Annotated in this window: 15 protein-coding genes and 1 tRNA gene; 2 read left to right on the plus strand and 14 right to left on the minus strand. The window is 68.9% G+C overall.

Going from position 1 to position 19108, the window contains the following annotated elements; translation table 11 throughout:
• Window positions 1–15: 15 nt before the first annotated feature.
• The 7 genes from lpdA to PKA16_RS10645 form a co-directional block, all read right to left on the minus strand.
• The gene (lpdA, locus tag PKA16_RS10615; protein WP_324403070.1) at window positions 16–1443 is read right to left on the minus strand and encodes a dihydrolipoyl dehydrogenase; all 1428 of its coding nucleotides are present in this window, start codon (window positions 1441–1443) and stop codon (window positions 16–18) included.
• A 35-nt stretch (window positions 1444–1478) separates the two neighbouring features.
• The gene (locus tag PKA16_RS10620; protein ID WP_324403072.1) at window positions 1479–1796 is read right to left on the minus strand and encodes a PspC domain-containing protein; all 318 of its coding nucleotides are present in this window, start codon (window positions 1794–1796) and stop codon (window positions 1479–1481) included.
• 27 nt (window positions 1797–1823) lie between these two features.
• A complete protein-coding gene (gene odhB, locus PKA16_RS10625) occupies window positions 1824–3074 on the minus strand; it encodes a 2-oxoglutarate dehydrogenase complex dihydrolipoyllysine-residue succinyltransferase (protein ID WP_324403073.1) in 1251 nt (416 codons plus the stop codon).
• Window positions 3075–3136: 62 nt separating this feature from the next.
• The gene (locus PKA16_RS10630; RefSeq protein ID WP_324403075.1) at window positions 3137–6010 is read right to left on the minus strand and encodes a 2-oxoglutarate dehydrogenase E1 component; all 2874 of its coding nucleotides are present in this window, start codon (window positions 6008–6010) and stop codon (window positions 3137–3139) included.
• A 165-nt stretch (window positions 6011–6175) separates the two neighbouring features.
• Window positions 6176–8092, minus strand: a complete 1917-nt coding sequence (locus PKA16_RS10635) for a propionyl-CoA synthetase (protein WP_324403077.1) — start codon at window positions 8090–8092, stop codon at window positions 6176–6178.
• 55 nt (window positions 8093–8147) lie between these two features.
• Complete coding sequence (locus PKA16_RS10640; RefSeq protein WP_324403079.1) at window positions 8148–8747, minus strand: isochorismatase family protein; 600 nt, start codon at window positions 8745–8747, stop codon at window positions 8148–8150.
• 308 nt (window positions 8748–9055) lie between these two features.
• The gene (locus tag PKA16_RS10645) at window positions 9056–10669 is read right to left on the minus strand and encodes a 4-hydroxyphenylacetate 3-hydroxylase N-terminal domain-containing protein (protein WP_324403082.1); all 1614 of its coding nucleotides are present in this window, start codon (window positions 10667–10669) and stop codon (window positions 9056–9058) included.
• 77 nt (window positions 10670–10746) lie between these two features.
• Here PKA16_RS10645 and PKA16_RS10650 point away from each other — a divergent pair, with 77 nt between their 5' ends.
• Window positions 10747–11445: a TetR/AcrR family transcriptional regulator gene (locus PKA16_RS10650; protein WP_324403084.1), complete on the plus strand. Its 699-nt coding sequence runs from the start codon at window positions 10747–10749 to the stop codon at window positions 11443–11445.
• A 40-nt stretch (window positions 11446–11485) separates the two neighbouring features.
• Here the strand turns inward: PKA16_RS10650 and PKA16_RS10655 are convergent.
• The 6 genes from PKA16_RS10655 to uvrB form a co-directional block, all read right to left on the minus strand.
• Window positions 11486–11560, minus strand: a tRNA-Val gene (locus tag PKA16_RS10655).
• Window positions 11561–11586: 26 nt separating this feature from the next.
• Window positions 11587–12297: a DNA polymerase III subunit epsilon gene (dnaQ, locus tag PKA16_RS10660; RefSeq protein ID WP_324403086.1), complete on the minus strand. Its 711-nt coding sequence runs from the start codon at window positions 12295–12297 to the stop codon at window positions 11587–11589.
• A 300-nt stretch (window positions 12298–12597) separates the two neighbouring features.
• Window positions 12598–12921: an iron-sulfur cluster assembly protein IscA gene (gene iscA, locus PKA16_RS10665; protein WP_324403088.1), complete on the minus strand. Its 324-nt coding sequence runs from the start codon at window positions 12919–12921 to the stop codon at window positions 12598–12600.
• Window positions 12922–13037: 116 nt separating this feature from the next.
• Window positions 13038–14228, minus strand: a complete 1191-nt coding sequence (locus PKA16_RS10670) for an IscS subfamily cysteine desulfurase (RefSeq protein WP_324403090.1) — start codon at window positions 14226–14228, stop codon at window positions 13038–13040.
• A gap of 66 nt (window positions 14229–14294) precedes the next feature.
• Window positions 14295–14828, minus strand: coding sequence for a Fe-S cluster assembly transcriptional regulator IscR (gene iscR, locus PKA16_RS10675; protein WP_324403092.1), 534 nt, complete (start codon window positions 14826–14828; stop codon window positions 14295–14297).
• Window positions 14829–15069: 241 nt separating this feature from the next.
• Window positions 15070–17163 (minus strand): excinuclease ABC subunit UvrB, encoded by a 2094-nt coding sequence (gene uvrB / locus PKA16_RS10680; RefSeq protein WP_324403094.1) that lies wholly within the window; start codon window positions 17161–17163, stop codon window positions 15070–15072.
• A 123-nt stretch (window positions 17164–17286) separates the two neighbouring features.
• Between uvrB and PKA16_RS10685 the strand changes: the two genes are divergently transcribed.
• Entirely contained in the window at window positions 17287–18483 is a 1197-nt protein-coding gene (locus tag PKA16_RS10685; RefSeq protein WP_324403095.1) for an amino acid aminotransferase, read from the plus strand.
• 233 nt (window positions 18484–18716) lie between these two features.
• On the opposite strand, the gene PKA16_RS10690 is transcribed toward PKA16_RS10685, so the two are convergent.
• The coding region (locus PKA16_RS10690) for a DnaB-like helicase C-terminal domain-containing protein (RefSeq protein ID WP_324403097.1) at window positions 18717–19108 on the minus strand (392 nt) is incomplete at its 5' end.

Here is a 19108-nt window from a genome sequence, read left to right on the forward strand (position 1 = left end):
GCGCGGGCGCCGGCATCAGAAGTTGAGGGTGCGCTTGTCCACCGCCAGCGCCGCCTCCTTCATGCTCTCGCCCAGCGACGGATGGGCATGGCAGATGCGCGCGATGTCCTCGCTGCTGGCGCGGAAGGCCATGGCCACGCAGGCCTCGGCGATCAGCTCGCTGGCCAGCGGGCCGACGATGTGCACGCCCAGGATCTCGTCGGTCGTGGCGTCGGCCAGGAACTTGACCAGGCCGGTGGTGTCGCCCAGGGCGCGCGCGCGGCCGTTGGCCGAGAACGGAAAGGTGCCGGCCTTGTACGCCACGCCTGCTGCCTTGAGCTGTTGCTCGGTCTGGCCCACCCAGGCGATCTCCGGGCTGGTGTAGATCACCCACGGCACCAGGTTGAAGTCCACGTGCCCATGCTGGCCGGCGATGCGCTCGGCCACCGCCACGCCCTCCTCCTCGGCCTTGTGCGCCAGCATCGGGCCACGCACCACGTCGCCCACGGCCCAGACGCCGGGCAGATTGGTGCGGCACTCGTCATCGACGATCACGTCGCCGCGTTCGCCCAGCTTCAGGCCGACGGCTTCGGCATTCAGGCCCTCGGTGTTGGGCACACGGCCGATGGAGACGATCAGCTGGTCGACCTCGAGCTTCTGGGCGCCGCCCTTGGCGTCGGTCCAGGCGACGCTCACGCCCTTCTTGCCGACCTTGACCTCGCCCACCTTGACGCCGAGTTCGACCTTCAGGCCCTGCTTGTCGAAGGCCTTCTTCGCCGCGTTGGCGATCTGCGCATCGACCGCGCCGAGGAAGGTCGGCAGGGCTTCGAGCACCGTCACCTCGGCGCCCAGTCGGCGCCACACGCTGCCCATCTCCAGGCCGATCACGCCCGAGCCGATCAGGCCGAGACGCCTGGGCACGGCCTGCATCGCCAACGCGCCGGTGTTGCTGAGAATCTTCTCCTCGTCGAACGGCGCGCCCGGCAATGCGCGTGGACTGGAGCCGGTGGCGACCACGACCTGCCGGCCCGTCAGCAGTTCCTCGTCCTTGCCGGCAACCCGGACTTCATAGCCGCCGTCGACCGCCCGCACGAACGAGCCGCGGCCGTGGAAGAAGCTCACCTTGTTCTTCTTGAACAGGTAGAGGATGCCGTCGTTGTTCTGCTTGACCACGGCGTCCTTGCGGCCGATCATGGTCGGCACGTCGATCTTCAGGCTGCCGACCCGGATGCCGTGCTCGCCGAAGTGCCGGCCCGCCTGCTCATAGTTCTCCGAGCTTTGCAACAGGGCCTTGGACGGGATGCAGCCGACGTTGGTGCAGGTGCCGCCCAGGGCCGGCCCGCCCTGGCCGTTCTGCCACTCGTCGATGCAGGCGACGTTGAAGCCGAGTTGCGCCGCGCGAATGGCCGCGATGTAGCCGCCGGGGCCGGCGCCGATGACGATGAGGTCGAAGTTCTTGGACATGGGACAGGGTTCAGGTCAGACAAGCCGGCGCAGCGTCACTGCGGCGGCACGAAGATCCACAGCAGCAGGTAGACCACGAGGCCGGTACCACCCAGCAGCAGCAGCAGGGCGAAGGCCAGGCGCCAGGCCCAGCTGTCCAGCCCGGTGGCCTGCGCCAGGCCGCCACACACGCCGGCGATCCAGCGGTCGTCGCGGCTGCGACGCAGCCGGTTCACGGCCGACAGCGCCGCCGGCGGCACCGCCGGTTCGCCCGGCTCCAGCAGCCGCGCCTTGGCCCGCTCGAACTCGACCTGACTGAGCGCGCCATTGCGGCGCAGCTCGTCGAGCCGGGTCAGGTCGTCGGCAAGCGACATGGCGGCCGTGGCAGCTGGGCAAGTCGATCAGATGTCGAACAGCAGGCGGGCCGGATCCTCCAGCGCGTCCTTCATCGCCACCAGGCTGAGCACGGCCTCGCGGCCGTCGATCAGGCGGTGGTCGTAGCTGAGCGCCAGGTAGTTCATCGGTCGCACCACGACCTGGCCGTTCTCGACCACGGCACGCTCCTTGGTCGCGTGCACGCCGAGGATGGCCGACTGCGGCGGATTGATGATCGGCGTCGACAGCATCGATCCGAACACGCCGCCGTTGCTGATCGAGAAGGTGCCGCCCGTGAGGTCTTCCAGCGTCAGCTTGCCATCGCGCGCGCGTGCGCCGAAGTCGGCGATCTTCTTCTCGACGTCGGCGAAGCTCATCTGGTCGGCATCACGCAGGATCGGCACCACCAAGCCGCGCGGGCTGCTGACGGCGATGCCGATGTCGAAGTAGCCGTGGTAGACGATGTCGTTGCCGTCGATGCTGGCGTTCACGGCCGGGAACTTCTTGAGCGCGTGCACCGCCGCCTTCACGAAGAAGCTCATGAAGCCCAGGCGCACGCCGTGCTCCTTCTCGAATTTCTCCTGGAAGCGCTTGCGCATGTCCATCACCGGCTGCATGTTCACTTCGTTGAACGTGGTGAGGATGGCGTTGGTCGCCTGCGACTGCAGCAGGCGTTCGGCCACGCGGGCGCGCAGGCGGGTCATGGGCACGCGTTGCTCGGGCCGGTCGCCCAGCCGGGGCGCCGCCGGCGCAGCGACCTGGGGCAGGCCGGTGGTGGGCACGCCGGTCGGGATCTGGGCCGGCCGGGCGCCTGCCTGCGCCGCCGCGAGCACATCGCCCTTGGTCACGCGGCCGTCCCTGCCGGTGCCGGGCACCGAGCCCGGCGCCAGTCCCTGATCGGCCATCAGCTTGGCGGCAGCCGGCATGGCCACGCCGGCCTTGCTGCCTGCGGCCGGAGCTGCGACCGGGGCCGGGGCCGGGGTCGGAGCGGCCGCCGGAGCCGCAGCGGAGGCCGGTGCCGCAGCGCCGGCCACGGCCGCGGTGTCGATGCGCGCCAGGAGCTGGTCGGCCACGACGGTGGCGCCGTCGGGTTCCACGATCTCGGTGAGCACACCGGCAGCGGGCGCCGGGACTTCCAGCACCACCTTGTCGGTCTCGACCTCGATCAGGATCTCATCGATCTGGACAGCCTCACCGGCCTTCTTCTTCCATTGCAGCAGGGTGGCCTCGGCCACGGATTCGGACAGCTGCGGGACCTTGACTTCGACGATCGCCATGTTTGGAGTTTCCTGGTTGTGTTCGGGTCGGCGCGGCCGGACACCCCGACCGCCCGGATGGATCACTTGTTCAGCACGAAGCCCTTCAGGCGCGCGAAGGCGGCATCCACCAGCGCCTTCTGCTGTTCCTGGTGCAGGTGCGCGTAGCCCACCGCCGGCGAGGCCGAGGCGGCGCGCCCCGCGTAGCCGAGCTTCTGGCCCGCCAGCATGTTCTCGTGGACATAGTGCTGCACGAAGAACCAGGCGCCCTGGTTCTGCGGCTCGTCCTGGCACCACACGATCTCGGTGGCACCCGGGTACTTCTTGAGCTCGGCGCCGAAGGCCTTGTGCGGGAAGGGATAGAGCTGCTCGACGCGGATGATGGCCACGTCCTGGCTGCCCTTTTCCTCGCGCCGCGCCACCAGGTCGTAGTAGACCTTGCCCGAGCAGGCAATCACGCGCTTGACCTTGTCGGCCTTGAGCCCACCCTGGTCGCCGATCACGGTCTGGAAGCCGCCGCTGGTGAACTCGGTCACCGGCGAGGTGGCCTGCTTGGCACGCAGCAGGCTCTTGGGCGTCAGGATCACCAGCGGCTTGCGCAGCGGCCGCACCATCTGGCGGCGCAGCACGTGGAAGATCTGGCTCGCGGTGGTCGGCTGCACGATCTGCATGTTGGTATCGGCCGCCAACTGCATGAAACGCTCCAGGCGCGCCGACGAGTGCTCGGGGCCCTGGCCCTCGTAGCCGTGCGGCAGCATCAGCGCCAGGCCGTTCAGGCGCCCCCACTTGACCTCTCCCGAGGCGATGAACTGGTCGATCAGCACCTGGGCGCCGTTGGCGAAATCGCCGAACTGCGCCTCCCAGATCACCAGGGTGTTCGGGTCGTTCGAGGCATAGCCGTACTCGAAGCCGAGCACCGCCTCCTCGGACAGGATGGAGTCGATCACGGTGAACGGGGCCTGGCCCTCGGTCACGTTCTGCAGCGGGATGTAGACGCCCTCGTCCCACTTCTCGCGCTTCTGGTCATGCAGCACCGCATGGCGGTGGCCGAAGGTGCCGCGCCCGCAGTCCTCGCCGGACAGCCGCACCGGGTAGCCGCTGGCCACCAGCGAGGCAAAGGCCATGTGCTCGCCCATGCCCCAGTCGACGTTCATCTCGCCGCGCGCCATGGCGGCGCGATGGTCGAGCACGTGCTTCACCAGGTTGTGCACCGTGAAGCCTTCGGGCACCACGGTGATGCGTTCGGCCAGGCGCTTCCACTCGGCCAGCGGGATCGCCGTGTCGGCGTTGTCCGTCCACTTGCTGGCCAGGTAGGGCGACCAGTCGACCGCGTACTTGCTCTTGAAATTGGTGAGCACCGGGTCCACCGTCAGGCGCCCGGCATCCATCGCGGCGCGGTAGGCCGCCACCATCTGGTCCGGCGCTTCGGCCGGCAGCACGCCCTGCGTGACCAGCTTGTCGCCGTACAGCTTGCGCGTGCCGGGGTGCTGGGCGATCTTGCGGTACATCAGCGGCTGCGTGAGCATCGGCGTGTCCTGCTCGTTGTGGCCGAGCTTGCGGAAGCAGATGATGTCGACCACCACGTCCTGCTTGAACTGCTGGCGGTACTCCAGCGCCAGCTGCATGCACAGCACCACCGCCTCCGGGTCGTCGCCGTTGACGTGCAGCACCGGCGCCTCGATCATCTTCACGACATCGGTGCAGTACAGCGTCGAGCGCGTGTCGCGCGGGTCGCTGGTGGTGAAGCCGATCTGGTTGTTGATGACGATGTGCACCGTGCCGCCGGTGTAGTAGCCACGCGTCTGCGCCAGCGCCAGCGTCTCCATCACCACGCCCTGGCCGGCAAACGAGGCATCGCCGTGCACCAGCACCGGCAGCACGGTGTCGCCCTCGTGGTCGCCGCGACGGTCCAGGCGCGCCCGCACGCTGCCCTCGATCACCGGGTTGACGATCTCCAGGTGCGAGGGGTTGAAGGCCAGCGTCAGGTGCACCGGGCCGCCGGGCGTGCTGACGTCCGAGCTGAAGCCCAGGTGGTACTTGACGTCGCCCGAAGGCAGGTCCTCGGGCGCGGTGTGCTCGAACTCGGCGAACAGCATCGAGGGCATCTTGCCCAGCGTGTTGACCAGCACGTTCAGGCGCCCGCGGTGCGCCATGCCGATGACGATCTCCTGCACGCCGGCGGTGCCGGCCTGCCGGATGAGCTCGTCCATGGCGACGATGAAGCTCTCGCCGCCTTCCAGCGAGAAGCGCTTCTGGCCCACGTACTTGGTGTGCAGGAAGCGCTCCAGGCCCTCGGCCGCGGTGAGGCGCTCGAGCACGCCCTTCTTGCGCTCGGCATCAAGCTGTGGATTCGCGCGCACGCGCTCCAGGCGCTCCTGCCACCAGCGCTTCTGCACCTGGTCGGTGGCGTACATGAACTCGGCGCCGATGGTGCCGCAGTAGGTCTCGTGCAGCGCGTTGAGCAGCTCGCGCAGCGGCATGCTCTCCTTGCCGAAGAAGGTGTTGCTGGTGTTGAACACCGTCTCCATGTCGGCGTCGGAGAAGCCGTAGAAGGACGCCTCGAGCTCGGGGATCTTCGGTCGTTCCGCGCGCTTGAGCGGGTCGAGGTCGGCCCAGCGTGCGCCGACGTTGCGGTAGGCGGCAATGAGCTGCTGCACCGCGGTGCGCTTGCGCCCGAGCTCGGAATCGGCGCCCGAGGCCTGGACCACGCGCACGCCACCCTGTCGCGCGCGTTCGGCAAAGGCGTTGACCACCGGCAGGTGCGGCACGTCGCGCGCATTGCTCCCGTCGGCGGCCGGCACGTGCTGCAAGGCATCGAAATACTCGCGCCAGGAATCGGGCACGCTGCCCGGATTGACCAGGTAGCTTTCGTACATCTCCTCGACATACGGGGCATTGCCGCCGAACAGGTAGCTGTTGCCTTCGTAGGTCTGGTAGATCGACTGGGAGTCACTCATGCTGCGCAAACCTCTCGCACCCCTGCAGGGCGCTCAAGCTGGTAGTGAACCTTCCGCGTCACGGCTGAACCGGTTGGCGGACGCGACTGGCAGGGAAGGGCCGGGCGTTTCGCTCAGCCGCCATTGTGCCACCGCGCCGCCCGCCGGGGGCGCCGCGCCCGGCCGTCAGCCGCCGGCGTGCGGATAGCCCAGGCTCTTGAGGGCGCCGGCGATCTCCGGCAGCACGGTATCGTCCTCGATGGTGGCCGGCACCTTGAGCGGGTCGCCGTCGGCCATGGTGCGGATGGTGACCCGCAGCACCTTGCCCGAGCGCGTCTTGGGCAGGCGCGGCACCACCTGCACGCTCTTGAAGTCGGCCACGGCGCCGAGCTCGGCACGCACGCGTGCCACCAGTTCGGCGCAGATCTCGGCCTCGCTGCGCGTCACGCCGGACTTGAGCACCACCAGGCCCAGCGGTACCTGGCCCTTGAGGGCATCGTTCACGCCGACCACGGCGCCCTCGGCCACGTCCGGATGCGCCGCCAGGATCTCCTCCATCTGGCCGGTCGACAGCCGGTGGCCCGAGACGTTGATGATGTCGTCGATCCGGGACATCACCCAGCCATAGCCGTCGGCGTCGATGTAGCCGGCGTCGCCGGACAGGTAGTAGCCGGGGAAGCGCGACAGGTAGGTCTTCTCGAAACCGGCCTCGTCGTTCCACAGCGTGTAGAGCGTGCCCGGGGGCATCGGCAGCTTGATGACCAGGCTGCCGATCTCGCCGGCGGGCTGCTCGCGCCCTTCCTCGTCCAGGATCCGGATGTCGTAGCCCGGCACCGGCTTGGTGGCCGAGCCGGGCTTGACCGGCAGCGGCTCGATGCCCATGCAGTTGGCGATCGCCGGCCAGCCCGTTTCGGTCTGCCACCAGTTGTCGATCACCGGCACGCCCAGCACCCTGCCGGCCCATTCGATGGTGTCGGGATCGCCCCGCTCGCCTGCCAGATACAGCATGCGGAACTTCGACAGGTCGTACTTCGCGACCAGCTCGCCCTTCGGATCTTCCTTCTTGATGGCGCGAAACGCGGTGGGCGCGGTGAACAGCACGTTCACCCCATGCTCGGCGCAGACGCGCCAGAACGCGCCGGCGTCGGGCGTGCCGACCGGCTTGCCTTCGTACAGGATGGTGGTGCAGCCCTGCAGCAGCGGGCCGTAGACGATGTAGGAATGGCCCACCACCCAGCCGACGTCGGAGGCCGCCCAGTAGACGTCGCCCGGCTGCGTGCCGTAGACCGCCTCCATCGACCAGCGCAGCGCCACCGCATGGCCCCCGTTGTCACGCACCACGCCCTTGGGCTTGCCGGTGGTGCCCGAGGTGTAGATCACGTAGAGCGGATCGGTCGCCGCCAGCGGCACGCAGGCAGCCGGTTCGGCGCGCGCCATGGCTTCGTGCCAGTCGACGTCGCGCCCGGCGATCAGCTCGGCATGCAACTGTTCGCGCTGCAGGATCAGGCACGGTGTCTGCGGCACGCCGGCTATCTCCAGCGCTTCGTCCAGCAAGGGCTTGTAGGGCACGGCGCGGCCCGGCAGCAGGCCACAGGAGGCCGAGATCATGACGCGCGGCTTGGCGTCGGCCACGCGCTTGGCGAGCTCCGGCGCCGCGAAGCCGCCGAACACCACCGAATGCACGGCGCCGATGCGCGCGCAGGCCAGCATGGCAATCGCCGCCTCGGCCACCATCGGCATGTAGATCACCACGGTATCGCCCTTTTGCACGCCCATGGCGCGCAGCGCGCCAGCGCAGCGCGCGGTCAGGTCCTGCAACTCGCGGTAGGTGAACTTGCGCTGCGTTCCGGCCAGCGGGCTGTCGTAGATCAGCGCGAGCTGGTCGGCGCGGCCCTGTTCGACGTGGCGGTCGACGCAGTTGTAGCAGGTGTTCAGCTCCCCGCCGGGGAACCAGCGGTAGAACGGCGGGCGCGAATCGTCGATGACCCGATCCCAACGCCTGATCCAGTCGATGCCCTCGGCGATCCGGCCCCAGAACCCCGCAGGGTCGGCCAGTGCACTCGCGAACGTCTTGGCGTAATTCCCGGCCGTCTCGCTGCTCATTAGTTGCCTCCAGTCTTCATTGAGTCATCGCGCGCCCGCATCATAGACCCGTGGGTCAGCGGATCAGCTTCTGCCAGGCGCGAAACTGGGCATGGCCGGCATCGCGCAGCCACTCGAAGCCCACCATCTCGGTGGTCACCAGCTCGCAGCCGGCCGCTGCCAGCCGGTCGTAGGCGGCATCGCGGTTGCGCTCGGTGCGCGAGCCGCAGGCGTCGGTCACGACCCAGACGTCCCATTCGGCCTCGAGCAGGCCAAGCGCCGTCTGCAGCAGGCAGACATGCGTCTCGCAGCCGGCCAGCACCAGGGTGGTGCGGTGGGACGGTGCCGCCGCCGGCTGTTGCAGATGGCGCGGCAGGCTGCGCGCGTTGCCGCGCGGCGCCGGCGCCGGCGGGGCCAGCAGCGGCTGCAGCGCGGCGGCCGCGCTGAACGCCGTCTTCGGCACGATGCGGTCGCACAGCGCCGCCAACGTCGCTTCGGTGCCACCCAGCTTGTCCGGGCTCTGCTCGGTGCCCCAGACCGGAATGCCCAGCGGCCGCGCCAGCCCGGCCAGCCGGCGGGCATTGGCCAGCACGGCCGCGGACTCGTGGATGGCGGGCATCAGCCGCGCCTGGTAGTCGACCAGCACCAGCTGACAGTCTTCGGCTTGCAGCAACATGAACAGCCCCCTTGCGTGCCCGCGCGCCGACCGGCACGCTGGGCGACCGCCGGGGAAAGCGCGGAATGCGTCCCATCCCGGCGCGCCGGGCAAATCTTACCGTGCCCCGCCGCCCGGCCGGTTCTGGCCGGGCCGACCGGAACCTGCTCGCAGGGTGTGCACGGATTCCGCGGGCCCGAGAAGATCGCCAGAACCGGAGCGATCAAGACGTCGGGCACGGCTGCAGCTCGGGCCGCGCCGCGCATCTGCATACGTCAGGCGGCCGGGTTCGGGCGATCAAGGCGGGCGCAAGGGATTCGTTCCCACCCTCATTCGCCGTGTCGCCGCACCCCGATGGGCACCATCATCGGCTGCCCGGGTGTCGCGCAACCAGCGTCGCAGCATCGGCCCGGCTGCCGATTCTGCGTGATGCCGCGCCCGGGATCGTGCACCACGTCGCGCTCGAGCAGGCGCTCGACCAGCTCGACCTTGCTGCCCACCGGGTAGTTGCGCCAGATCTCCTGCTTCATGGCCGCCGGCGAGCCGCCGCCGTGCAGGCTGATGACCGAATACCAGCCGCCCTGGTAGGAAGCGGTCAGGTCTTCCATGAAGCGTGCCACCTGGATGCGCTTGTCATAGGGCACGTCGGGGTTGGCGCGCAGCACCTCGGCCAGGCTGGCGGCCGTCGCCGGATTATGGTCCTCGTCCGGCCCCGGCAGTGCCACGATCAGCCCGCCCGAGACCTCGTGCGCAAGGCGGTGCATGTCGTAGATCTGGGTTGCCAGCATCAGCTTGCCGATGTTGGCGAACACCGGCTCGGGCATGAACGAGCCGCTGTGCGCGTCGCGCGTCGCATAGACGCTGGCGGCGACGCCGCAGGCGTAGAAGCCCTCGACGATCTTGATCAGCTCCACCATTGGTTCGCGCAGGCTGGCCTTGGCATCCGGATCCAGGCCGTTGGCCTCGCACATCAGCGCGCCGGCGCCGATCAGCAGGTCACCGAAGCCGGCACGCGCGCCGATGCAGCTGTGGCGGTGGTGCGTAGCGTAGCTGTAGGTCAGCACGTGGCTGTGCTCCCAGTCGCCGGCGTAGAACACGCGCTCCCAGGGCACGAAGACGCGGTCGAACAGCACCACCGCGGTGGACTGACCGTACTTGCGCGAGAACAGCGCCTCGCCATGCTCCAGCCTCTCGCCCGGGCGCCCCGCCGGGCGCGCGACGAGGGTGATGCCCGGTTCGTCCACGCGCACCGCGCAGCAGACCGCGAAATCGGCGTCCTCGGGCCCCATGTTGCGGCTGGGCATGACCAGCAGCTCGTGCATGTAGGGACCGCCGGTGACGATGGCCTTGGCACCGCTGATGACGATGCCGCGGCCGTTGCGCTCGACCACGTGGACGTAGGCGTCGGCATGGGCCTGCTGGTGCGGCTTGCGGCTGCGGTCGCCCTTGGCATCGGTCATGGCGATGCCGAGCGACAGATCTTCATCCTGCACGTGTGCGAGGTAGGCGGCGAAGCGGGCGCGGTGCTCGGTGCTGCCACGTGCATCGTCGATGCGAGCCGTGACCTGGGCCAGGCCGTTCAGCGCGTCGTGCGCCAGATAGCGCTGGGCGCAACCGGTCTCCTGGCACAGACCGCGCACCGCCTCCAGTTTGTTGAGCAGGTCGCCCGCCGCGTCGTTGACGTGCAGCATGCGATTCACCACCCGGTTGCGACTGGCCTGCGTCGCCAGCGCGATCGGCGCGAGCTCGGGACGGCGCGCGTAGTCGTAGGTGAAGGCCAGCGCATTCACGCCCGGCGCAAGGGCCGGCTCGTCGACCACGCTGTCGACCAGGCGGCCGTCGACGAAGACCCGCGGCTGGTAGCCGCGCAGCGACTCGCGGTAGTCGTCTCCCGAGCGCAGCGTCGCCCGGCTCGGCGGGACCATGTCATCGGGCGCATTCATGCGGGTCTCCTGTGGTTCGGTGAAAACACACTATTTGAACAATGTTCAATTTTTATGTCAATGTTTATACTTCTTCCATGAGCCCCACCCCGCGGACGGAACGACCAGGCCACCGTGCGAACCCGGCAGAGGCACGCCAGCGGCGCCAGCAGGCACTGGTGGCGGTGCGGCGCCAGCGCGTGCTGGAGGCCGCGCGCGCCGCCTTCCTCGAGCTCGGCATGGACAAGGCCAGCATTCGCGAGATCGCCCGGCGCGCCGGCTACACCGCGGGCGCCCTGTACAGCTACTTCCCGAGCAAGGAGGCGCTGTACGGCGCCCTGCTCGCCGAGTCGCTCGGACGCCTGAACGCGCGGGTCGAGGCGGCGCGGCCGGCTGGCGCCACGCCGCGCGACGAACTGCTGGCATCGGCACGGGCCTTCTTCGACTTCTATCGCGACCACCCGCGCGACCTGGACCTGGGTTTCTACCTGTTCCAGGGCATGCAGCCACGCGGCCTGACGCCCGAGCTCGATCGTGCCCTGAATGCCCGGCTGCACGACGCCTTGCGTCCCCTGCAGGATGCGCTGGAACGGCTGGGGGCAACACCGGCGGTCGCGCTGCGCGAGGTGACGGCGCTGTTTGCGCACATCGTCGGCTTGCTGCTGCTCGGCCACACCGGCCGCATCCGCATGTTCGGCCAGGCCCCGGCAGAGCTGCTCGAAGCCTATCTCGCGCAGCTCGTGCAGCGCGCGGGCGCGTGGTGCCACGTGCGCGGCGCCGCGCACGATGGACCATGAAAAACGCCCCGGGGCCTCGGCCAAGGGGCGTTTGCGGATCTGGTGGGTGATAGTGGGATCGAACCACTGACCCCTGCCGTGTGAAGGCAGTGCTCTACCGCTGAGCTAATCACCCGGGTTCACGTTGCCGTGAAGCGCGCATTATAGGGGCTCTTGCTGCCGCCAGACGGTGCGCTCGCCGCTCGCCTGGTCGATCTCCGCCAGCACGGCCTCGTGCGCCGCGCGTTCGCGCTCGCTGGCGACCAGCACCGGCAGCTCGAAGCCGGACAGGTCGACGCGCTCGGCCACCCGGCCCGGACCGCCCGCGTCCCCCAGGTCGATCAGCAGCGCCTCCTGGCCACGCGTGAGGTTGATGTAGACCTCGGCCAGCAGCTCGGCATCGAGCAGCGCGCCGTGCAGGGTCCGACCCGAGTTGTCCACCTCCAGTCGATCACACAGGGCGTCGAGGCTGTTGCGCTTGCCCGGATAGAGTTGCCTGGCCATGGCCAGCGTATCGGTCACCCTGTCGACGAAGGACTCGAAAGCCGGACGCTGCAGCCGCTCGAGTTCCTTGTCCAGGAAGCCGAGGTCGAACGCGGCGTTGTGGATGATGATCTCGGCGCCCTGCACGTAGTGCAGGAAATCGTCCGCGACCTCGGCGAACTTCGGCTTGTCGCGCAGGAATTCATTGCTGATGCCGTGCACCTTGAGCGCATCCTCGTGGCTGTCGCGCTCGGGGTTCAGGTACAGGTGCAGGTTGTTGCCGGTCAGCTTGCGACCGACCAGTTCGACGCAGCCGATCTCGATGATGCGGTCGCCGGTGTCGGCCGACAGGCCAGTGGTTTCAGTGTCCAGGACGATTTGTCGGGTCATGTCGATGCGTCGGTTTGTCGCGGCGCGCCCGGGCCTGTGCGCGGCAGCCGCTCAGCGTCTGTCCACCTCGGTTGTTCCACCGCGCTTCGCGGCACCCGCGCCACATGAAACGGTCCGGTTCCGCTGGCCGCGGAGCAGGCCATTCGGGACTCCTGCGGCCGGGCCCCCTGGCCACTGGGTGCGTTTCCCTTGCAGGGCCTGGGGCCCGTGGCCCCAGACCTGCCTGCCCGGCTCTGGACGGACCCAGGAGCTGCCGCCTCTGGCGGCGAGCGCCTGGGGCGCAGCGGCACAGGGGCAGCTTCACATCCTGAACGATTCGCCACAGCCGCAGCGGTCACGTTCGCGCGGATTGGTGAACCGGAAACCCTCGTTCAGGCCTTCGCGCACATAGTCGACCTGGGTGCCGTCGATCAGCGACAGGCTGTCGCGGTCGACCACCAGCTTGACGCCGTGCTGCTCGATCAGCACGTCGCCCGGTGCGACTTCGTCGACGTACTCGAGCTGGTAGGAAAAGCCGGAGCAGCCCGTCGTCGTCACGCCCACGCGCACGCCCAGGCCCTTGCCGCGGCTGGCAAGATGGTTGGCGACATGACGAGCGGCAGATTCGGACAGGGTGATGGTCATGAACGGGCAACACGGATTGCGGGAGACGGGCAGCCGGCCGCAGTGCGTGCCGACCGGGACAACGCGGGGATGATACCCCGCTCACAGGCAGCGCGCTGCCGGCGGCGCCCCGGCGCTCAGGACGACGCCACCCCGCCGGCGCGGGCGCGCAACTGCGTCACGCGTGCGCGGATCGCCGCGCTGGCGCGGTCGATTTCGTCCTCGGTGGTGAAGCGCCCGAAGCTGATGCGCAGCGAGGCATGGGCGAGCTCGTCGCTGCGCTCGAGCGCGCGCAGCACATGGCTCGGCTGCTGGCTGGCGCTGTGGCAGGCCGAGCCGCTGGACAGCGCCAGCTGCGGCAGGCCGAGCAGCAGGGCCTCGCCGTCGACGCCGGCAAAGCTGAGGTTGACGTTGTGCGGCACGCGCCGCGTGGCGTGGCCGTTCAGCAGCACGCCATCGAGCCCGTCCAGGCCTGCGAGCAGGCGGTCGCGCAGGGTGGCGATGCGGGTTTCGCCAGCCGCCAGTTCCTCGCCCGCCAGCCGGAAGGCCTCGCCCATGCCGACGATCTGGTGCGTGGCCAGCGTGCCCGAGCGCAACCCGTGTTCCTGGCCGCCGCCGTGCATCTGCGCCACCAGGCGCACGCGCGGCTGGCGTCGCACGTAGAGCGCCCCGATGCCCTTCGGTCCGTAGGTCTTGTGCGCGGTCAGGCTCATCAGGTCGACCGGCAGCGTCTTCAGGTCGATCGCGACCTTGCCGGTGGCCTGCGCGGCGTCGACATGCAGCAGCACGCCGCGCTCGCGGCAGATGGCGCCGAGCGCCGCCACGTCCTGGATCACGCCGATCTCGTTGTTCACCAGCATCACGCTGGCGAGGATGGTGTCGGGCCGCAGCGCGGCGCGAAAAGCCTCCGGATCGACCAGGCCGTCCGGCCCGACGTCGAGGAAGCTGACCTCGAAACCTTCGCGCTGCAGTTCCAGCAGGGGGTCGAGCACGGCGTTGTGCTCGGTCTTGAGCGTGACCAGGTGCCGGCCCCGGTCGCGCAACTGCTGCGCCGCCCCCTTGAGCGCGAGGTTGTCGGATTCGGTGGCGCCACTGGTCCAGACGATCTCGCGCACGTCCGCGCCGATCAGGGCCGCAACCTGGGCACGCGCCGCTTCCACGGCCTTGCCGGCCTCCCAACCCCAGGCGTGGCTGCGGCTGGCCGGATTGCCGAAGTGCGTGCCCAGCCACGGCAGCATGGCGTCGACCACGCGCGGATCCACCGGCGTGGTGGCACCGTAGTCGAGGTAGATGGGCAGGGGAGTCGCCACGCTCATCGCGCTTGCCATGGCGAAGCGCCCTCGACCCGGATCACACCGGCACCGGACGGGCTGCCGCCGTGCGAGGCGCCCGCCTCACTTGACCGCGAGGGCTCCGAGCGCGAACACCGAATTGGGCGCATTGACGCGGATCGGCTTGACCACGGGGGTGCTGGAAATCGCGCGCTTGGTGGCGGGCTTGTCCTCGATCTCGAAGCCCAGGGCATGTTGCTCGTCCACGAGTTTCTGCAGGGTTACCGACTCCAGGAAATGCAGCACGTGGACGTTCAGGGCGGCCCACAGGTCGTGCGTCATGCAGCGGCTGCCATCGGCGCCGCAGTTTCCCTTGCCGCCGCACTGCGTGGCGTCGAGCGGCTCGTCGACCGACGTGATGATGTCGGCCACCGTGATCTCCGCGGCCTTGCGCCCGAGCGAATAGCCACCTCCCGGGCCGCGTGTCGATTCGACCAGCTCGTTGCGGCGCAGCTTGCCGAACAGTTGCTCGAGGTAGGACAGCGAGATCTGCTGCCGCTGGCTGATCGCCGCCAGCGTCACCGGCCCGCCATCCTGGCGCAGGGCCAGGTCAATCATGGCGGTCACCGCAAATCGGCCCTTGGTGGTCAGGCGCATGGCGTACTCCTTGTCACTGTGCGAGAAGACATTTGATCCGTTGAAATTCCCGGAATCAAGCCTCAATCCCGAGTAATTTACTCAAGTATACACCAATTCCGACTTGAGTCAGGGGGTTTGGTTCCTCGCGCCGCGCGCTTGCGGCCGACACCAGGTAGCCCGGCTCCCACCCGGACACGGAGCGCATCGATCCGGCGCACGGCGCAGGCCGCCGCAGCCGACGCCTGCAGGGCACCGGTGCTCATGCCGCGGCGCTGCCCTCCCCCGCGCTGCCCAGCACCTGCTGCTTCAGGCGCGCGAGCTGGTCGCGCACGCGCGCGGCCTGCTCGAATTCGAGGTTGCGGGCATGCTCGAGCATCTGCTTTTCCAGGCGCCGCAATTCGCGCGCCAGGCCCTTCTCGGACATGGCCTCGGGCAGCACGAGGTCGTCGCCGGCCGCCAGGCGCTCGGCCTCGCGGCCGCTCCTGTCGCTGTAGACGCCGTCGATCAGGTCGCGCACCTGCTTGACGATGCCGCGCGGCGTGATGCCGTGTTCCTGGTTGTAGGCGATCTGCCTGGCGCGCCGGCGCTCGGTTTCGCCGATGGCGCGCTTCATCGACTCGGTCATCGTGTCGGCGTACAGGATCGCCTTGCCGCGCACGTTGCGCGCGGCGCGACCGATGGTCTGGATCAGGCTGCGCTCGGCGCGCAGGAAGCCTTCCTTGTCGGCGTCCAGGATCGCCACCAGCGAGACCTCCGGGATGTCCAGGCCCTCGCGCAGCAGGTTGATGCCGACCAGCACGTCGAAGGCGCCCAGGCGCAGGTCGCGGATGATCTCGACGCGCTCGACGGTGTCGACGTCGCTGTGCAGGTAGCGCACCTTGACGCCGTTCTCGGCCAGGTACTCGGTGAGCTGCTCGGCCATCCGCTTGGTGAGCGTGGTGATGAGCACGCGCTCGTGCCGCCCCACGCGCTCGTGGATTTCCTGCAGCACGTCGTCCACCTGGGTCGCCGCCGGGCGCACCTCGACCTCGGGGTCGACCAGGCCGGTGGGCCGCACCACCTGCTCGACCACCTGGCCGGCATGCTGCTTCTCGTAGTCGGCCGGCGTAGCCGAGACGAAGATCACCTGGTGCATGCGGCGCTCGAATTCCTCGAACTTGAGCGGCCGGTTGTCGAGCGCGCTGGGCAGGCGAAAGCCGTAGTCGACCAGGGTCTGCTTGCGCGAGCGGTCGCCGTTGTACATGGCGCCGAGCTGGCCGATCATCTGGTGGCTCTCGTCCAGGAACATGATGGCGTCCTTCGGCAGGTAGTCGACCATGGTCGCCGGCGGGTCGCCCGGGCGCGCGCCCGAGAGGTGGCGCGAGTAGTTCTCGATGCCCTTGCAGTGGCCGAGTTCGGAGAGCATCTCGAGGTCGAAGCGGGTGCGCTGCTCCAGGCGCTGGGCCTCGACCAGCTTGCCGGCAGCGACGAAATGCTTCAGCCGCTCGGCCAGCTCCAGCTTGATGGTCTCCACCGCCGCCAGCGTCTTGTCGCGCGGCGTCACGTAGTGGCTGGACGGATAGATGACGAAGCGCGGCACCTTCTGCTGGATGCGGCCGGTGAGCGGATCGAACAGGCTGATGGCCTCGACCTCGTCGTCGAACAGCTCGATGCGCACCGCCAGCTCCGAGTGCTCGGCCGGAAACACGTCGATGGTGTCGCCACGCACGCGGAACGTGCCACGCTGGAAGTCGATGTCCTGGCGCTGGTATTGCATGCGCACCAGCTGGGCAATGGCCTCGCGCTGGCCCTGCTTGCCGCCGACCTTCAGGATCATGCGCATCTCGAGATAGTCGTCGGGCGCGCCGATGCCGTAGATCGCCGAGACGCTGGCCACCACCACCACGTCGCGGCGTTCCAGCACGCTCTTGGTGGCCGACAGGCGCATCTGCTCGATGTGTTCGTTGATGGCGCTGTCCTTCTCGATGAACAGGTCGCGCTGCGGCACGTAGGCCTCGGGCTGGTAGTAGTCGTAGTAGCTGACGAAGTACTCGACCGCGTTCTTCGGGAAGAACTCGCGAAACTCGCTGTAGAGCTGCGCCGCCAGCGTCTTGTTGGGCGCGAACACGATGGCCGGCCGGCCCAGGCGGGCGATCACGTTGGCCATGGTGAAGGTCTTGCCCGAGCCCGTGACGCCCAGCAGGGTCTGGAACACCTCGCCGTCCTGCACGCCCTCGACCAGCTGGTCGATCGCCGTCGGCTGGTCGCCGGCCGGCGGATAGGGCTGGAACAGCTGGAACGGCGAGCCGGGAAAGCTCACGAACTGGCCCCTGGCGACAGGCGGCTCGGCAACGGCTTGGACGGTGGCTGGCATGGACATCAGGTCGGGGCGACTCGCGGCAATGCAACGGATCGATAAAATTGCATTCAACCCTGCAGGCTAGCGCATGTGCCGCGCCCCTGCCAGGCTTTTCAGCTCTCCACCCACAGCACTCCCATGTCCCTCTTTTCCGCCGTCCAGCTGGCGCCGCGCGACCCCATCCTGGGCCTGAACGAGCAATTCGCCGCCGACTCCAACCCGCGCAAGGTCAACCTGGGGGTCGGCGTCTACCTGGACGAGAACGGCAGGCTGCCGCTGCTGCGGTGCGTGCAAGCGGCCGAGCAGGCGCTGATGGCAGCGCCCAAGCCGCGCGGCTATCTGCCGATCGACGGCATCCCGGCCTACGACAGCGCGGTCAAGGGCCTGGTGTTCGGCGCCGACTCGGAACCGGTGCGCGCGGGCCGCGTCGCCACCGTGCAGTGCCTGGGCGGCACCGGCGCGCTGAAGATCGGCGCCGACTTCCTCAAGCACCTGAGCCCCGCGGCCAAGGTGCTGATCTCCGACCCGAGCTGGGAAAACCATCGCGCGCTGTTCACCCAGGCCGGCTTCGTGGTCGGCGCCTATCGCTACTACGACGCCAGCACGCGCCAGCTCGATTTCTCGGGCATGCTGGCCGACCTGCAGGCGGCGGCACCCGGGACCATCGTCGTGCTGCACGCCTGCTGCCACAACCCGACCGGCTATGACCTCTCCACGGCGCAATGGGACCAGGTGATCGCCACCGTCAAGGCGCGCGGCCTGACGCCGTTCCTTGACATGGCCTACCAGGGTTTCGGCCATGGCATCGCCGAAGACGGCGCGGCGGTCGGCAAGTTCGCCGCGGCCGGCCTGAACTTCTTCATCTCGACCTCGTTTTCCAAGAGCTTCAGCCTGTACGGTGAGCGCGTCGGCGCCCTGTCGGTGCTGTGCACGGATGCGGACGAGGCGGCGCGCGTGCTGTCACAGCTCAAGATCATGATCCGCACCAACTACAGCACCCCCCCCACCCATGGGGGCTCGGTCGTGGCCATGGTGCTGGGCGATCCGAAGCTGCGCGTGCAGTGGGAAGAGGAACTGGCCGGCATGCGCCAGCGCATCAAGCGCATGCGCGGCAAGCTGGTCGAGGGGCTGAAGGCCGCGGGCGTGCGGCAGGACATGGATTTCATCACCGAGCAGATCGGCATGTTCAGCTACTCGGGCCTCGTCAAGCCGCAGATGCAGCGCCTGCGCAACGAATTCGGCGTCTACGGCACGGACACCGGCCGCCTGTGCGTGGCGGCGCTGAACGAGGGCAACATCGACTACGTGTGCGCGTCGATCGCTGGCGTGATGTGACGCCCCCCTGAGGCGCTGCGCGCCTTCCCTCCCCTGTGGCGCTGTCGCTTGGAGGAGGAGCAACGCCGATGCCCGGCATGCGCCCTGGCATGGCGTTCGCGGGCGCGGCCTGCTCCGCGGTCGTTTGATGATGCCTGCGTTGCGCGGGGTGGGCGCGCTGGCGTCGCGCCGATGACGATTCGGTTGATCGCTGCGCGCGTTCGACGGGCGGGTGCCGGCGGGCGACGCGGCGCTCAGAAATCGTCGCTGCTGCCCAGCGCCAGGCTCTCGAAGCGCGTCAGCGGCTTGATGAAGGCGAGCTTGACGGTGCCGGTGGGTCCATTGCGCTGCTTGCCGATGATGATCTCGGCCACGCCGGGCTCGCGCGAGTCCTTGTTGTAGTAGTCGTCGCGGTAGATGAACATGATGATGTCGGCGTCCTGCTCGATCGCGCCGGACTCGCGCAGGTCGCTCATCAGGGGGCGCTTGTCGGTGCGCTGCTCGACGCCGCGGTTCAGCTGCGACAGCGCGATCACCGGACACTGCAGCTCCTTGGCCAGGGCCTTCAGGCCGCGCGAGATCTCGCCCAGCTCGGTGGCGCGGTTCTCGTCGCCACTGCTGCTGCCGCTCATCAGCTGCAGGTAGT

It is taken from the genome of Ottowia sp. (assembly GCF_035325765.1).
GTDB lineage: Bacteria > Pseudomonadota > Gammaproteobacteria > Burkholderiales > Burkholderiaceae_C > Ottowia.

Bases quoted from the DNA above. Each gene is read 5' to 3' on its own strand.
- lpdA (WP_324403070.1), bottom strand. From the start codon at position 1,443: ATGTCCAAGAACTTCGACCTCATCGTCATCGGCGCCGGCCCCGGCGGC.
- PKA16_RS10620 (WP_324403072.1), bottom strand. From the start codon at position 1,796: ATGTCGCTTGCCGACGACCTGACCCGGCTCGACGAGCTGCGCCGCAAT.
- odhB (WP_324403073.1), bottom strand. From the start codon at position 3,074: ATGGCGATCGTCGAAGTCAAGGTCCCGCAGCTGTCCGAATCCGTGGCC.
- PKA16_RS10630 (WP_324403075.1), bottom strand. From the start codon at position 6,010: ATGAGTGACTCCCAGTCGATCTACCAGACCTACGAAGGCAACAGCTAC.
- PKA16_RS10635 (WP_324403077.1), bottom strand. From the start codon at position 8,092: ATGAGCAGCGAGACGGCCGGGAATTACGCCAAGACGTTCGCGAGTGCA.
- PKA16_RS10640 (WP_324403079.1), bottom strand. From the start codon at position 8,747: ATGTTGCTGCAAGCCGAAGACTGTCAGCTGGTGCTGGTCGACTACCAG.
- PKA16_RS10645 (WP_324403082.1), bottom strand. From the start codon at position 10,669: ATGAATGCGCCCGATGACATGGTCCCGCCGAGCCGGGCGACGCTGCGC.
- PKA16_RS10650 (WP_324403084.1), top strand. From the start codon at position 10,747: ATGAGCCCCACCCCGCGGACGGAACGACCAGGCCACCGTGCGAACCCG.
- dnaQ (WP_324403086.1), bottom strand. From the start codon at position 12,297: ATGACCCGACAAATCGTCCTGGACACTGAAACCACTGGCCTGTCGGCC.
- iscA (WP_324403088.1), bottom strand. From the start codon at position 12,921: ATGACCATCACCCTGTCCGAATCTGCCGCTCGTCATGTCGCCAACCAT.
- PKA16_RS10670 (WP_324403090.1), bottom strand. From the start codon at position 14,228: ATGGCAAGCGCGATGAGCGTGGCGACTCCCCTGCCCATCTACCTCGAC.
- iscR (WP_324403092.1), bottom strand. From the start codon at position 14,828: ATGCGCCTGACCACCAAGGGCCGATTTGCGGTGACCGCCATGATTGAC.
- uvrB (WP_324403094.1), bottom strand. From the start codon at position 17,163: ATGCCAGCCACCGTCCAAGCCGTTGCCGAGCCGCCTGTCGCCAGGGGC.
- PKA16_RS10685 (WP_324403095.1), top strand. From the start codon at position 17,287: ATGTCCCTCTTTTCCGCCGTCCAGCTGGCGCCGCGCGACCCCATCCTG.